Source organism: Paraburkholderia lycopersici (assembly GCF_900096975.1).
In the GTDB taxonomy this organism is placed as follows: domain Bacteria; phylum Pseudomonadota; class Gammaproteobacteria; order Burkholderiales; family Burkholderiaceae; genus Paraburkholderia; species Paraburkholderia lycopersici.
Genome location: NZ_FMYQ01000007.1, coordinates 141,662 through 156,923, shown reverse-complemented (window position 1 = coordinate 156,923; position 15,262 = coordinate 141,662). Strand labels below are relative to the sequence as shown.

The following is a 15,262-nucleotide window of genomic DNA, read 5'->3' as shown; positions in this document are numbered from 1 at the left end:
GTCGGTCGTGTCCGTTGGCGCATCGGGGGATCAAGGTAGGTCGGCGTGGTCGATTTCGGCGGCTTCTTCGTTCAGGCACGCGCGCAGCGTCGTCCACTGCAGCTGCCTTTCGGCGGCGGCGCGCAGCAGCGCCGGCAGCACGTCGAGCACGAGCGGCTCGCCGCGCGCGTCGCGCGCCGCATGGCCGTCGTGCACGAGCAGGATGTCGCGCGGAGCCAGGCCAGTCGTCAGGCGGCGCGTGACGGTGCCCGAGTCCTTCGCGCACGTGTCGAAGCCTCGCCGCGTCCAGCTCGCGAGGTGCAGGCCAAGCCCGCACAGCACCGGTTCGAGGAACGGGTTGCGCAAGCCTGCCGGCGCGCGGAAAAAGCGCGGCGCCACGCCTGCGATTTCGGTGAGCGTGCGCTGCGCGGTCTCGATCTCGCGCTTCATCACGAGCGGTCCCGAAAGCGAGAACGTATGGCGATGGCGCTGGCTATGGTTCTCCACGGCATGGCCGCGCGCCACGATCGCCTCGATCCACCGCGGATACCGGCGCGCCAGATCGCCGATGCAGAAAAACGTCGCACGCACATCGTGGCGATCGAGCAGGTCGAGCACGCGCGGCGTCACTTCGGGGTCCGGACCATCGTCGATGGTGAGCGCGATGCGCTGGCCCGCATGCTCGGGCAGGCGCGTCCAGTTCGGGCCGAGCAGCGTGCTGCGCGGCCAGAGGCCCGCGGCGGTGAGCACGAGATGCGACGCGGCCACGCCGCCCGCCGCCCACGGCCACGCGCCCGGCCGCGCCGCGAGCGCGACGGCCGCGCCCGCGTGCACCGCGGCCGCCGTGCAGATGAGCGGCGACGGCTTCCAGCGCCGCGACGTGGCGGACGCGGGCGCTGCGGGCGCAAACGGCATCGAAGGCGACGAAGGCGAACTCATGCGCGGCCTCCGTGCGTGTGGCTCATGTGCGCGCGTTCGGCGCGCGCGTGAGCGGGTTGCGGCCGGCGCTTCCTTTCGGCGCGCACATGGGCCGCCTCGCTGCGTCGCGCGCGCGGCGGCGAGAGAATCGCCGCGAACACGAGCGCGAGCATCGCGCCAGGCCCCACCGTCAGCCCGAACGTTTCGAGCAGCGGCACATGGGAAAGCGCGAGCAGGCCGAAGCCCGCGACCGTCGCGAGATTGGCGACGAACAGCGAGACGAGCGTGCGCGGCGCGACGGGCTCGCCGGCCTCGCGCCTGCAGAAGAACAGGGCATAGTTCGAACCCACGGCGACGATGAGCAGCATACCGACCAGATGCAGGATGGTGAGCGGCACGCCCGCCAGCGCGAAGCCCGCTGCCACGACCAGCACGGCCGCGACCAGCGGCGCGAGCGCGCGCGCCGCGCGCGACGGCGAGCGCAGCGCGGCGAGCAGCAGCACGGCGATCGCGGCGAAGCCCGCGAGCGACAGGCGGATGTCCTCGTGCACGTAGTTCACGTAGAGCGCATTGGCCTCGGCCTTCATGTCGACGAAAAGCGCACCGGGCACGTTCGCGCGCGCAACGGCGTCGCGCACGGGCGCGGCGTCGAGGCTCGGCGAGTCCGCGCGCACGGCTTGCGCGCCTTGCGGCGCGCGCAACGCGAGCATCGCGGTCCATTGGCCGTCGCGCCGGGTCAGCAGCGCATCGACGGCGAGTGACATGGAGGTGCCCTCGAGGTCCGCACGCGTGATGAGCGGCGCGTGGCGCGCCGCTTCGGCGTCGGCGAGGAAAGGCGCGAACGCGTCGGGCCTCACGTCCACGGGCTGGTTCCTGATCGCCTCGCGCAGGCGCGCGGCGAGCACGTCGGCGCCGGGCAGGCTGGCGAGCCGCGCGCGCTGCGTGGCGTCGCTCGGCAAGTAGCGCGCCGGGCTTTCGAAGCCGCCCAGCAGGCCGCGCTCGACGAGCGGCCGCAGTTGGCCGCCCACCTTCTCCGCGCCTTCGAGCGCGGCCTGTTCGCTCGCCGCCGGGACGACCACGAGATAGCGCACGTCGGGCGCGCCCACATCGGCGCGCAGGCGCGCGTCGAGCGCCTGGCTCGCGGCGGGCACCGGGCTCAGCGCGGAAAGCTCGTGGCTCCAGAGGCCGGCGCGGTGCAGCGCAAGCGTCGCCACGGCGGCGAGCACGAGCACCGCGAGCGGCCAGCGCAAACGCGGCGCGGCCTGTGCCGCGCGAGCGAGCGCCGCGCCGACGCGCGAGACGTCGCGAATCGCCACCGCGCCGCCGCAAAGCTGCGGCAGCACGAAGCGCGTGACGAGCGCGGCGCTCACGAGGCCCGCGATCGAATACAGTCCCAGTTGCACGAGGCCGGGAAAGCCCGAAAACAGCATCGACGCGAACCCGCATACCGAGGTGAGCACGCCGAGGCGAATGGTCGGCCAGTACGCGGCGAGCCATGCGCGCATCGTGTCCCCGCCCTGCCGCCCACCTTGCGACGACTGCACGAACAGATAGATCGGGTAATCGACCGCTTCGCCGATCAGCGTCGTGCCGAAGCCGAGCGTCAAGCCATGCACCGTGCCGAACGCGAGCGAGACCGCCGCGATGCCGCCCGCCACGCCCGAAAGCACCGGCAGCAAACCGAGCGCGAGCGTGCGCGGCGAACGGTAGAGCGTGAACAGCAACGCGACGATGAAGAGCAGGCTCAGCGTCGAGAGGCGTTCGACGTCGCGGCGGATGGCGTCGCGCGCGGCGACCGCGAACACGCCCGGTCCCGTCATCGATACCTGGTAGGCCGAAGCATTGGGCAGGCTGCGGGCGGCGGCATCGAACGCCTGGCGCACGGCGTCGATCGCGCGGGCCTGCGCGTCGGTGTCGGAGCCGGCGGCGGCCGTTTGCGCGACGAGCACGGCGCGCCGGCCGTCGCGCGACGCCCACACGCCGGCGCGGCTCGCGGGCTGCGCCGCGCTGTCGAGCTGGCCGACGAGCGCCGCCACTTCGCCCGTGGGGTCGCGCGGCAGCAGGTCCTTCGCAACGAGTCCCGCCGACGACGTCAGCAGGTCGAGGCTCTCGCCCAGCGCGTCGTGCAGCCCCTGCTCCGTGAAGCGTTGCGGCGCGACCGCGGGGCTCAGCGCGTAGCGGTGCGCAAACATGAACGACTCGTCGCGCGCGTCGTTCTCGCCCGAGCCGTTGTGAACCGCCGCGAACGCGGGATCGGCGCGCAGGGTCTGCGCCACGCGGCGCGAGAGCGTGGCGCGCGTGGTCTCGTAGCCGCCGTCGATGGCGACGAGGATGAGCCGCGAAGCGAGACCGTCGCGCAACTGGTCGACGAGCACGCGCTGCGTGGCGCTCGGCGAGCGCGGCAGGAACGCGGAAAGGTCGGCGCTGAACTGCGCGCGGCCGATCGCCGCCGCGCACCCGACGAGGCACAGCAGCCACACGGCGACGGCACGGTGCCGCACGGTCGCGAGGCCGCGCGCGATGAGCGGATGGGCGCGCGGGTTCATCAGTTCGCGCCTGCGGCAAGTGCTTGCAGGCGCATCAGCGAACGATCGCCGCCGGCCTGCTGGATCGCGACGCTGCGCAACGCGTCGCGCGTGCCGTCCATGACGATCGAGCTCACCACCCTGCGCATGCGCGCGTCGAGCGGCGTGAGCGTGAGCGTCCAGTCGTCGCCCTGCCCCGTGAGCCCGACCTTGTAGAACTGCTCGAGCGCGAAGCGGTTGCCCGCGAGCGTCGCGCGAATGCTCTCGATGAACGCACCGAGCTCCGGGTAGCGCGCGAGCGCGAGCGTGTACGTGCGGTTGTCGCGCTGCACGGTCAGCATGTCGCCGTCCACGACGAGATGTTCGGGCTTCGGGCTCTGCGTGATCTTTTCCAGGTGATCGGGCGCGACGAACACGAGTTCGCCCGACGACTCCACGGGCTGCGTGGCGATCGAGAGATATTTCGTCTCGGTGAAGCTCGCGCGGCCGGACTTGCGCTGCGCGAGCGTGGACATCAGGCGGTCCAGCGTCCAGGCGGGCTGCGCCGCCTCGGCGGCATGCGCGCGCGTGACGGGCGCCGCCGTCAGCAGGGCGAAAGCGGCGCTCGCCATCGCACACAGGCAGCGCGCGGAAGCGAAATAGCGTGTCGCGTTCATGCGTCGGTCACCTCGTGCACGGGCAGCTCGGCGTGGGCGCGCGCCTCGCGCCGGCGCGCAGGAGCGGGAGCGGGAACCCGAACCGGCGCGGGTGCGCCGACGCCCGCGGCCTTCCTGCCACCCTGCCAGAAGTCGAAGTAGTTGAACCAGTTATACGGCGCCGCGCGGCAATAGCGGTCGACCAGCGCGACATAACGCACGAGCGCCGCGTCGATGGTGCGCTGACGCGCCTCGCGCGGCACGTCGGTGAAGTCCGCGAGCGTTTCGAAGTGCACGTCGTAGCGGTTGCCGCCGCGATAGAGGCCCGTCATGAAGAGCACCGGGCGCTTGAGCATCGCGGCCATGTAGAGCGGCCCGAGCGGAAACGCCGCCGGTTCGCCGAGAAAGGCCATGCGCCGCACGGTGGCCGCGTCGTCGGCCAGCAGCGTGCGGTCGGCGAGCATGCCCACCATGCAGTTCTGGTCGAGACGCTCGTGCACGCGCAGCATCGAATCGACCTGGCCGAGTCCGATCACCTCGGGCTTCGCGGCGGGATTCACGGCGCCGAGCGCCGCGTTGATCTTCTGCGCGTTCTCCTCGTACATCGTCACGACCACGCGCAGATCGGGCCGCGTGCGGCCGAGCGCGCGCACCACCTCGAAGCTGCCGAGGTGCGCGCCCATCAGGAACACGCCGCGCCCCTTCGCGAGCGTCGCGTCCACGAGCGTATGGCCGTGCGGGCGGATGTCGAACAGGTCGAAGCGAGCGTTCATCAGATAGATGCGGTCGTGTATCGTCGCGGCGAACGTGAACACGTGGCGATACACATCGCGCCAACGCGCGGGACGGCCGAGCACGCGGCGCAGATAGTCGCGAGAGGCCGCGCGCGCGCGCGGCGAAAACAGCACGAAATAGGCGGCGACGAGATGCAGCACCGCGCGCCCCGCGCGGCGCCCGAGGCGCAGCGAAAGCCATGTCATGAGGCGCAGGAGCAGCGCGTTGCTGCGTTCCTGCTGCTTCGCCCAGGCGGTGCGCTTCGTCATTTTCGCGCTCCGCTTCGAGCGGCGGCGCCGCTGTCCGGCTCGCCGCCAGCCACGCTGCCCAGCACGCCGCTCGCGACATCGCGCTCGCCTGCGCGCAGCGTGAAGCGGATCGCGCCGCCCGGCGTCGCGTCCCACGCTATGTCGAACGTTTCGCCAGGTGCGCCCGGGCTCAGGAATTTCGCGGAACTGAGCTTCCACGTGGCGAGCGGGCGGTTGAGCGCCGAGCCGATCGCGTCGATGGCGTGATCGAGCAGCACGACGCCGGGCACGACAGGATGGCCCGGGAAGTGGCCGGGCAGCGCCGGGTGATCGGCGGGAATCGTGAACGAGAGCGCGGTCGTGGAGACCGTCGTGCCCTCGGCCTTCGCCGGCGCGCTGCGCGTATGCCGCGCGACGAGCGCCGCGAGCACGTCGTGCGGCAGCTTGCCCGTGTCGTTGCGCGGCAGCGAATCGACGAATACGAGCGGGCGCGGCAGGAACGCGGCATCGACGCGCTCGCGCAGCGCCCGCTGCAGATCGGCGGGCGTGCGCGTGGGCGCGACCACGAGCGCGACGAGGCGCGTCACGCCGTCGTGGCTCGCGCGTTCGTCGTGCTCAGGCATGAAGAACACGCCGTCCACGACGCCCGCAATCGCGTTCAACTGATGATTGAGGTAAGCGAGCGACGTGCGCTTGCCCGCAATGTTGATGAGATCCGCCTTGCGCCCGTGCAGCAGGAAGCGCTGCGCGTCGAGCAGTTCGAGCGCGTCGCCCATGGGCACGGGCTGCTCCACGTGGCCGCCCGAGACCCACACGGTCGGCCCCTCGTCGCCTTCCTCGCGCGGTTCGCTCGCGCGCGCCTCGAGGCGGATTTTCGGGAACAACTGCCAGGTGGCGCCCTGCGCCGTGCGGCGCGTCGCGATCTGGCCGGTTTCGGTGCTGCCGTAGATTTCGACGAGCGGCGCCTTCAGGCGCGCCTCGGCTTCGCCCGCGAGCTTTTCCGCGAGCGGCGCGGTGGCGCAGAGCATGAGTGCGGCGGGCGGCAGCGCGTGGTCGGCGGCGAGCAGCGCGCGCAGATGGATGGGCGAGGTCACGAGCACGCGCGGCTGCGGCACCGCTTCGAGCTCCCTACGGATATCGACGGGATAAAACGGCAGGCGGTTGCTGAACGCGAGACCGCCGATCAGCGCGAGCAGCACCGTCGACTCGAAGCCGTACATATGCTGCGGCGGCACGGTGCCGACGATCGTGCAGTCCCGCGCGTCGAGCAGACCGAGACGCGCGGCCGCCGCACGCACGTTGGCGACGAGAAAACCCCACGTCTTGCGGTGCGGCACCGGCGCGCCGGTCGAGCCGGAGGTGAACACATAGGCCGCGACGCGCGAGCCGTCGATCTGCGGGACAACGAACGGCCCGTCGGCGACCGCCGCCGCTTGCCCGGCTTCGGGCCAGGCAAAGCGCGGCAGGTCGATCGCGCAGTCGGGCGCATCGTGCAGGCAAAACGCGTCGGGCGCGAACGAGGCGAGCTGGCGCACCGTTTCAGGCGTGTGCGTCGACGGCAGCAGGCTGATGCGGCCCGATACGAGCGCCGCGCACAGGCCCACGGTGAAACGGTAGCGGTCGCGGCAGACGTTGAACACGTGGCCGCCCGCCGGCAGCGCAGCGGCCACGCGCGCGACATCGGCGAGGAAGGCGCCCACGGTGACGGGCGCGCCGTCGCGCCAGGCGATCACCTGGCCGGGCGACGAGTGAAAGACGAGCGGATGAGTCGGCATAACGTCAGTCGATATGGATTCCTGTTTTGGCGCGGCGATGTTCAGCGATGGCCCGCATGCGCCTGGGTGGCCTGGCGATACGCACGGATCGCGTCGAGCATGCCGGCGCGCGGTTCGCCGGGCAGCGCGAAGCGCCGGCACGCATGCTCGGCGACGAACATCACCGCCACGAGCGGCAGCGCCAGATAGTTCGCGAACGTCGCCCACGCAACGATCGGCGCCGTGGCGAACAGCAGCGTCGAAACGTCGGCGGTCGCGAGGAAAAAGAGCGTCCAGGCGAGCGTGATCTGGCGCGTGTAGCGCGCAACGGCGGGCGTGAGCGAGCCGCCGTGGATCATCGTCGCGAATTGGGCGCAAAGCGGCACGCGACCCGCCGCGAGCGTGCGCCCGAACAGCAGCGCCATCGCGAGGTTGAAGCTCACGTGCTCCAGATACAGCCCCCATTCGAAATGGAGAGCAAGCGGCATGCGCGCGAGCCACAGCGCGAACACGACGAGCCCCCACAGCGGCAGCAGCCATGCCCGGCGCAGCGAGCGCAAGGCCGCCGCCAGCGCAAGCCCGAGCGGCGGCACGAGCGCCATCGCGAGGCCAAAGCCATGCGCGCCCGGCGTCGCCACCGCGTAGTGCGCGCCGGCCTGCCAGGCGGCCACCGCCGCCACCGCCAGGGCCACGCGCGCCCCGTTCGCGGCGCGGCTCACAGGCTGCCTCCGCGCGGGCGCGCCCGGGCGCGCCGCACGCGCGGCGCAGGATGGCACGGCGGGCAACCAGCGCCAAACAGAGCGCAACGGATAAAGGAAGGCAACATGTCGGCAAACGTCTAAAGATCTCGCAGGGCGCGGCGTGCGCCGCCAATCGTCATATGGAACGAAAATTCCAGGCCGGTTTCTTGCGGACTGGTTCGGGCCCGCACATTTTAAGATTGGCGGGACGCGATCACCCGCCCGGCCCGCTGCCGGTTTGTAACTGAATGTTTGGAATCGCGCGAGGCAGGGCTTTCGTCTGATTCGAACAGGCGCAAAGCCGCACAAGCGTCTCACGCGTTCGGTCCGCAAAATACAAGCCGGCGCGCACCGACCCTCTGTAACCCTTTCGCCGGCGCGCACCGTATACGCACCGATACCCATCGACTAGAATCCGCGTAACTTTTACATCAAAACGAACCCTAAAAATCGGGCGGCCGCCGCCACGGCGCGCATGTCCGAAAGAGCCTACGCATGATGAACGCACTGGAAACAGAACTCGCCACGCTGATCGTGGACGAGCTGAATCTCGAAGACGTCTCGCTCGACGACGTGAGCGCCGGGACCCCGCTCTATGGCGAAGGCTTCGGGCTCGACTCGATCGACATTCTGGAAATCGCGCTGCTGATCTCGAAGAAGTACGGCTTCGAGCTGCGCTCGGACAATCCGGACAACGAAAAGATCTTCGCGACGCTGGGCGCGCTGGCCGCCTATGTCGAGGCGCATCGCGTCCGGTGAACGTTCGGAGGAATCAACAGATGCGTGCACTCGTCACCGGCGGCAGCGGCGCGATCGGTCAGGCCATCGGCGAAGCGCTCGCGCAGGCGGGCCATGAGGTGTGGGTGCATGCGAACCGCAATCTCGACCACGCCGAGGCCGTCGTGCGGCGTATCGCGGCGGCGGGCGGCAACGCGCACGCCATCGCCTTCGACGTGACCGACGCCGACGCGACCGAGGCCGCGCTCGCGCGGCTCGTCGCCGAGGCGCCCGTGCAGATTCTCGTGAACAACGCGGGCATTCACGACGACGCGCCGCTCGTCGGCATGACGCGCGAGCAATGGCGCCGCGTGATCGACGTCTCGCTCAATGGCTTCTTCAACGTCACCCAGCCGCTGCTGATGCCGATGATCCGCACGCGCCACGGGCGCATCGTCAATATCGCCTCGCTCGCGGGCGTGATGGGCAATCGCGGCCAGGCGAACTATGCGGCCGCGAAGGCCGGGCTCATCGGCGCAACGAAATCGCTCTCGCTGGAGCTGGCTTCGCGCGGGATCACCGTGAATGCCGTGGCGCCCGGCATCATCGCCTCGCCGATGGCGCAGCGCGCGTTTCCCGCCGAGCGCATCAAGCAGCTCGTGCCCGCGCAGCGCGCCGGCCAGCCCGCGGAGGTCGCGGGCATGGTGGCTTACCTGGCGTCCGACGCGGCCGCCTATGTGACGGGCCAGGTGCTCTCGATCAACGGCGGCCTGGCCTGAGCGCGGCGCCGTTTCGCGTTTCTGTATCCATAGGGGAAATACGAGTGTCCGCGCAACCCTTCGACGCCAGGCGGCAGCCGCGCTCCGCGCCCGGCGCAAGCCCGGATGCGGGCGGCGAAGCATCCTGTTACGAAGTCGCGGCGCGGCCTAAAATTCCGTCAGCGTCTCCCGCTTCGCAAGCGGCGGTTGCCATGTCCACGCCGAACGCTTCATCCACGCATCTCGTCCTCATCCCGAGCTACAACCCCGGCGCCAAAGTCGACGAGACCGTGCGCGGCGCGCGCGCGCAATGGAACCCCGTGTGGGTAGTGGTGGACGGCAGCACGGACGGCAGCGCCGAGCGCCTGCAGGCCATGGCCGAGCGCGACCCGGGCCTGCGCGTCATCGTGCTGCCCGCCAATCGCGGCAAGGGCGGCGCGGTGCTCGCGGGCCTCGAAGCGGCCGCCGCGCGCGGCTTCACGCACGTACTGACCATGGACTCCGACGGCCAGCACCCCGCCGCGCTGATTCCCGAGTTCATGGCCGCATCCGTGGCCGCGCCCGATGCGATGGTGCTGGGCCTGCCGAAGTTCGACGCGAACGCGCCGCGACTGCGCGTGCAGGGACGGCGCCTCTCGAACTTCTTCGCTGATTTCGAAACGCTGTGGGCCGGCATCGGCGATTCGCTCTACGGCTTTCGCGTCTACCCGATCGCGCCGCTCGCGGCGATCATGCGCCGCCAGACGTGGATGCGCCGCTTCGACTTCGATCCCGAAGCCGCCGTGCGCCTGTGCTGGGCGGGCGTGCGGCCGATTCGCATCGAGGCGCCGGTGCGCTACTTCCGCGCCGACGAAGGCGGCGTTTCGCATTTCAACTACGCGCGCGACAACCTGCTGCTCGCGTGGATGCATCTGCGGCTCGTCGGCGGCTTCGTGCTGCGCCTGCCGCGTTTGATCGGCAGGCGCTTGATCTCTGCCGGGTCCGCCTGATCCGCCTGATCGCCTGACGTCTTGCCGGCTACCTCATCCGTGGCGCGCATCGCCTCGGATGCACGATAGCCGGCCAGCCAGGCGCGCCTTCTTCTTCGCGCCGGCAGCGGGCCGCGACGCCTGGCATGGAAGGCCGCCCTCTCAAGCCCACCGGGCCTCTGCCGTTAACGCAAGGGATCAGCCACAACCCATGCCGGAGTCCCGTTTGAACGCGAAAACACGCGCGCTGCCCTTTGCTTTTGCCTTGCTCGGAACCCTGCTCGTCGCGGGCTGCGTCACGAACGCGCGCGTCGCCGCCGGGCCCGTGCGCGCCACAACCGTGGTCGCCGCGCCTCCCCCGCCGGTCGTCATCGCGCAGCCGGCCTATGTGCCGCAACCGTACGACGCGTACGTTTCGGTCGCGCTCGATCGCGACGTCGTCTACGCGGGCGGCAGCACGTATATCTGGATCACGGGACCGGATGGCCACCGCCATCGCCACTACTACGGCCGCGGTGACCTGCGCGGCGAAGTCCGGCACCGCCGCGCGGAACTGCACGTGGTCATGGCGCACAACGAAGGGCATCTGCCGATGCAACGCGCGCGCATGGCCGAACCCGCGCGCGTGAGGGTGGCGATGCAGCCGCACGGCGCGCCGCCGCATGGCTACCGGCCGCCGCACGAAGCGCACGAAGCGCATCGCGCGCCGCCGGCCCCGGGCCGCAATGCGTCCGCCAGTGCCAACGCCGGCCATCACCGCCGACCCGACGACCATCCCAACGCCGCCCCCGCGCCTCGCTTCGCGGGCCAGCCGCCGCACGCCGGCTAGTCCCGGCATCGCCGCGAACCGCCTGTTCGCGTTCGCCGGCTAACCTCCGCAAACGTCGCCGCCCGGTGCGGCGACGTTTGCGCCCCCCTTCACTTCCCGCCCTGCTCCGCTCGCCTCCGCTCGCGCGGGCACCGGAGCGCCCCCCAATTTCCCGCCCGCAATGGCGCCGTCGGCGCAACACGCCGCGACGACGTGTCGCGATATATATCACATTGCGATACAATTCCGTTTCTTCGGTCGGCCCTGCGCCGCCCCCGGGCATCCCGGTTTCGTTTTCATCCTGCGCTCCTCATCGTGTCACGCTTCAAAGTCCTCCGATGGCTCACCCGCTTCGTCCCGTCCAGGGTCACCGTCACGTGGCGCGAGCGCCTGCGCTCGGGCGGCGGCGCGCTGTTCGGCATCGCCCTGACCGGCGCCGTGGCGCACCGGCTGCCCGGCGGCGACCCGAGCGTGCCGTACCTGATCGCCCCCATGGGCGCATCGGCGGTGCTGCTCTTCGGCGTGCCCGCCAGCCCGCTCGCGCAGCCCTGGTCGATCATCGGCGGCAATCTGGTTTCCGCCACGGTAGGGGTGACCGCCGCGATGTGGATTCCCGACCCCGTGCCGGCCGCCGCCGTCGCCGTCGCCGTGGCGATCTGCGCGATGTTCACGCTGCGCTGCGTGCATCCGCCTTCGGGCGCGGTCGCGCTCACCGCCGTGCTGGGCGGTCCGGCCGTGCATGCGCTCGGCTATGAATTCGTGTTCGCCCCCGTCGCGCTGCAATCGTTTCTGCTGCTTGGCGGCGCACTCGTCTATCACGCCGCGACGGGGCATCGCTACCCGCACGCCGCGCGTCGGCCCGCAAAGGCGGCGGGGCCCGCGCCCGCGCAAGCCGGCTACGCGCGCGCCGATCTCGAAGCCGTGCTGCGCGATCGCGACGAACTGCTCGACATCGATACCGACGACCTCGAAACGATCCTGCACGACGCCGAAATCCGCGCGTATGCACGCAGCTTCGGCGAACTGACCTGCGCGGACGTCATGTCGCGCAACGTGGTGAGCATCGCCGCGGCCACGACCGTGGGCGAAGCGCGCTCGCTGCTCAGGCGCTACGACGTGAAGGCGTTGCCGGTGGTGGATGCGCAGCGCCGCGTGAAGGGCATCGTCACGCGCGCCGACCTCGCCGACGAGGGCCGCGAGCACCCTCCGCTGCGTCTCGTGTTGTACGCGGTCGCGCGCGCGTTCCGCCCGCGTGCGGCGCCTGCCCAGCACGTCGCGGCGCTGATGACCACGCACGTCATGACCGTCGCGGCCACCACGCCGATCGTCGAACTCGTGCGCATTTTCGCGGGTCGCGGACACCATCACGTGCCGGTGGTCGACGAACAGCGCAGGCTGGCGGGCATCATCACGCAGGCGGATTTGATCTCGGGCCTCTACCAGCAGGCGAGGACGCCGCAGCACGAGCCGGCCTGAGCGGATTTACGGCTATACACCTGGACGAAATGCCCGCCTGGCGCGCGTTTTCGCGAAAAAATATCACATAATGATATATTAGGAGACTCAATCGTTCCATGGACTCCCGATGAAAAAAAGCACGCGCGACCTGGACAAGGTCGACTTCGAACAGCTCTCCGAATTTCGCTACCAGATGCGGCGCTTCGAGCGCTTCTCGGAGCAGGCCGCACAGGGCGAGGGCATCACGCCGCTGCAGTATCTGCTGCTGCTGCACATCAAGGGCTATCCCGGCCGCGAGTGGGCGACCATCGGCGAGCTGGCCGAGCGGCTGCAGGCGCAGCATCACGGCGTGGTCGCACTCGTTTCGCGCTGCGAGGCGCTCGAGCTCGTCGAGCGCCGCGTGAGCGAGCGCGACCGCCGGCAGGTGGAAGTGCATCTGCTCGCCGCCGGCGAGAAGCTGCTCGCGCGTCTGGCCGAACTGCATCGCGCCGAACTGAGATCGCTCGACGGCGCGTTCACCATTCCGCAAATCGATCTTTGAACACCATGCATCCCGACGATTCCCACAAGCGCGACTTTTCGGCGAACGCACGCCTGCCCGGCATCAGCATGCTCGCCGCCGTAATCGGCGCGCTGGCCACGCTGGCCGCCTTCGTGCTGCTGAGCCTGATCCACTGGTTCACGAACCTGTTCTTCTTCGGCCAGTTCTCGTTCGCCGACCGCTCGCCCGCGCTCAATACGCTGGGACCGTGGGTGATCGTCGTGCCCGTCGCGGGCGGTCTGATCGTCGGGATGATGGCGCGCTTCGGCTCCGAGAAAATCCGCGGGCACGGCATTCCCGAAGCCATCGAAGCGATCCTCTTCGGCAAGAGCAAGATGTCGCCGAAGGTGGCCATGCTCAAGCCGCTTTCCTCGGGCATCGTGATAGGCAGCGGCGGACCGTTCGGCGCGGAAGGCCCGATCATCATGACGGGCGGCGCGCTCGGTTCGTTGCTCGCGCAATGCGTGCGCGTCACCTCCGCCGAGCGCAAGACGCTGCTCGTAGCGGGCGCAGCAGCCGGCATGACCGCCGTGTTCGGCACGCCGGTCGCGGCCGTGCTGCTCGCCGTCGAGCTGCTGCTGTTCGAATGGCGCCCGCGCAGCTTCCTGCCCGTGGCGCTCGCGTGCGCCGTGGCGGGCTTTGCGCGCACCGTCTTTTTCGGCACCGGGCCGCTGTTCCCCACGCAGACGCTGCCACCGCAGGGCGCGGCGCTCTTTTCGTGCCTCGTCGCCGGGTTGCTTGCGGGCGCGCTCGCGTCGGGACTTTCGGCGGCGCTCTACAAAGTCGAGGACCTGTTCGGCCGTCTGCCGCTGCACTGGTCGTGGTGGCCCGCGATCGGCGGTCTCGTGGTGGGTATCGGCGGCTTCATCGAACCGCGCGCGCTCGGCGTGGGCTACGACGTGATCGGCGACCTCCTTCATCAGCACATCGTCTTGCAGATCGCCATTGCGATTCTCGTGGTGAAGGCCGTGATCTGGGTGGTCGCGCTCGGCTCGGGCACCTCGGGCGGCGTGCTCGCGCCGCTGCTCATGCTCGGCGCGGGGCTGGGCTCGGTGCTGAGCCACGTGCTGCCCGGCAGCGACCCGGCGCTATGGCCGCTCGTGTGCATGGCGGCGACGCTCGGCGCCACGCTCGGCGCGCCGCTCACGGCCATCGTGTTCGCGTTCGGCCTCACGCACGACACCAATGCGCTGCTGCCGCTGCTCACGGCGACGCTCGTCGCGCACGGCTTTGCGACCGTCGTCATGAAGCGCTCGATCATGACCGAGAAAATCGCGCGCCGCGGCTATCACATCTATCGCGAGTACGGCGTCGATCCGCTGGAGCGCCATTACGTCGACGAGGTGATGACGCGCAACGTCGACACCATCGATGCGGGCGTCACCGTGCGCGAGGCGCTCGCGCGCTACTTCGGCCCGGCGCAGCAGCGCCGCGCGTGGCCGGTGCTGCGTGACGGCGCGGTGCTCGGCGTCGTCGATCGCGCGCTGCTCGACGCCGTGCGCGCCAGCGCCGCGAACGAGGCCCTCGATACGCCGCTCGGCGCGTTGCTCGCGCAACGCTCCCCCGACATGGCGCTGCCCGAGGAGACCTGCCGCCAGATCGCCACGCGTCTCGCGATCCACGGGCTCGAACGTCTGCCCGTGGTGGCCGACCGGGACTCGCGTCGGCTCGTGGGCATCGTCTCGCGCAGCGATCTCGTCAAGCTCTCGCTCTCGCACTTCGAGGAAGAGCACAAGAAGGAACGCTTCCGGCGTATTCCCATGGGCAATGGCAAGCGGCGCTTTCATCCGGTGCGCAAGGCGGGGTGATCCGCCTGGGCGCGCGGACGGCAGGCCGCAGGCGCGTTGCCTGCCCTCGCCAGGCTGCCTCGCCTGTCGTACCGCCTGTCGTACCGCCTGCCGTGCCGCCTGGTGCGTCCCGTCGCTCGTCGCGCTCGCGCTCGCGGTAGGCCGGCGGACTTGGCGGTTAGTTGCGATACACGCTTGCCTCGCAAGCGCGGAACGTTCGCGATCAACGATGCAGTGCCAGCCCCTTCACAGCCTTGTCCACCGCGTTTTTCGGGCCGTATAGCGCGATCCCGACCAGGTCGGGGTTCTCGGGATCCTCGGCGCGAAACGCCTCCCGATTGGCCGCGTCGTACCCTGTCGAGAACATGGCGTGCACGTACGGAACGATCGTCAGTTCACGCGAAACGCCGCGCCGCAGCGCTGCCTGCAAACCGCCGACGTCCGCGCCATAGATCATCATCGGCTGGCCGAGCATCCTGCCGTAGCGCTGGCCGCGCGCGTCTTCGTAGGGCTCGCCGAGCGCTTCGGGCACCGCCGCCGCGATGCCCGTCGCGAGAAACGCCGTCACGTTGAGCTTTTGCCAGACCTCGAGATTTTCCCGCACGATCACGGCCACTTTCGTATCGAACATGCTGCCTCCTTTTTCGAGGCA

At 70.2% G+C, this 15,262-nt stretch carries 14 protein-coding genes; 7 read left to right on the top strand and 7 right to left on the bottom strand.

The annotated features are described in order from the left end of the window. Nucleotides 1-30: 30 nt before the first annotated feature. The 6 genes from BLU17_RS10450 to BLU17_RS10425 are packed head-to-tail and all read right to left on the bottom strand — an operon-like array spanning nt 31 to nt 7,552. Complete coding sequence (locus BLU17_RS10450) at nt 31-918, bottom strand: polysaccharide deacetylase family protein (protein WP_091996655.1); 888 nt, start codon at nt 916-918, stop codon at nt 31-33. Further along, entirely contained in the window at nt 915-3,443 is a 2,529-nt protein-coding gene (locus BLU17_RS10445; protein WP_091996654.1) for an MMPL family transporter, read from the bottom strand. The genes BLU17_RS10450 and BLU17_RS10445 overlap by 4 nt, the downstream gene beginning before the upstream one ends. Beyond that, a complete protein-coding gene (locus tag BLU17_RS10440; RefSeq protein ID WP_091996653.1) occupies nt 3,443-4,078 on the bottom strand; it encodes an outer membrane lipoprotein carrier protein LolA in 636 nt (211 codons plus the stop codon). Before BLU17_RS10440 ends, BLU17_RS10445 begins: the two co-directional genes overlap by 1 nt. Further along, nucleotides 4,075-5,100, bottom strand: coding sequence for a lysophospholipid acyltransferase family protein (locus BLU17_RS10435; protein WP_091996652.1), 1,026 nt, complete (start codon nt 5,098-5,100; stop codon nt 4,075-4,077). Before BLU17_RS10435 ends, BLU17_RS10440 begins: the two co-directional genes overlap by 4 nt. Further along, entirely contained in the window at nt 5,097-6,854 is a 1,758-nt protein-coding gene (locus tag BLU17_RS10430; protein WP_091996651.1) for an AMP-binding protein, read from the bottom strand. Before BLU17_RS10430 ends, BLU17_RS10435 begins: the two co-directional genes overlap by 4 nt. A gap of 41 nt (nt 6,855-6,895) precedes the next feature. After that, nucleotides 6,896-7,552: a COG4648 family protein gene (locus tag BLU17_RS10425; protein ID WP_091996650.1), complete on the bottom strand. Its 657-nt coding sequence runs from the start codon at nt 7,550-7,552 to the stop codon at nt 6,896-6,898. Nucleotides 7,553-8,071: 519 nt separating this feature from the next. On the opposite strand from BLU17_RS10425, the gene BLU17_RS10420 reads away from it, so the two are divergent. The 7 genes from BLU17_RS10420 (at nt 8,072) to BLU17_RS10390 (ending at nt 14,631) form a co-directional block, all read left to right on the top strand. After that, nucleotides 8,072-8,332, top strand: a complete 261-nt coding sequence (locus tag BLU17_RS10420; RefSeq protein WP_091996727.1) for a phosphopantetheine-binding protein — start codon at nt 8,072-8,074, stop codon at nt 8,330-8,332. 20 nt (nt 8,333-8,352) lie between these two features. Then, on the top strand, nt 8,353-9,069 hold the full coding sequence (fabG, locus tag BLU17_RS10415; RefSeq protein WP_091996649.1) for a 3-oxoacyl-ACP reductase FabG: 717 nt from the start codon (nt 8,353-8,355) through the stop codon (nt 9,067-9,069). A 191-nt stretch (nt 9,070-9,260) separates the two neighbouring features. Beyond that, the gene (locus tag BLU17_RS10410; protein ID WP_091996648.1) at nt 9,261-10,037 is read left to right on the top strand and encodes a glycosyltransferase family 2 protein; all 777 of its coding nucleotides are present in this window, start codon (nt 9,261-9,263) and stop codon (nt 10,035-10,037) included. Nucleotides 10,038-10,242: 205 nt separating this feature from the next. Then, nucleotides 10,243-10,845, top strand: a complete 603-nt coding sequence (locus BLU17_RS10405; protein WP_091996647.1) for a hypothetical protein — start codon at nt 10,243-10,245, stop codon at nt 10,843-10,845. Nucleotides 10,846-11,139: 294 nt separating this feature from the next. Beyond that, entirely contained in the window at nt 11,140-12,300 is a 1,161-nt protein-coding gene (locus BLU17_RS10400) for an HPP family protein (RefSeq protein WP_091996646.1), read from the top strand. Between the two features lie 109 nt (nt 12,301-12,409). Next, complete coding sequence (locus tag BLU17_RS10395) at nt 12,410-12,823, top strand: MarR family winged helix-turn-helix transcriptional regulator (protein WP_091996645.1); 414 nt, start codon at nt 12,410-12,412, stop codon at nt 12,821-12,823. Nucleotides 12,824-12,828: 5 nt separating this feature from the next. Further along, nucleotides 12,829-14,631, top strand: coding sequence for a chloride channel protein (locus BLU17_RS10390; protein ID WP_091996644.1), 1,803 nt, complete (start codon nt 12,829-12,831; stop codon nt 14,629-14,631). A gap of 202 nt (nt 14,632-14,833) precedes the next feature. Here the strand turns inward: BLU17_RS10390 and BLU17_RS10385 are convergent, their stop codons facing one another. After that, nucleotides 14,834-15,241: a DUF2000 domain-containing protein gene (locus BLU17_RS10385; protein ID WP_091996643.1), complete on the bottom strand. Its 408-nt coding sequence runs from the start codon at nt 15,239-15,241 to the stop codon at nt 14,834-14,836. Nucleotides 15,242-15,262: the final 21 nt, after the last annotated feature.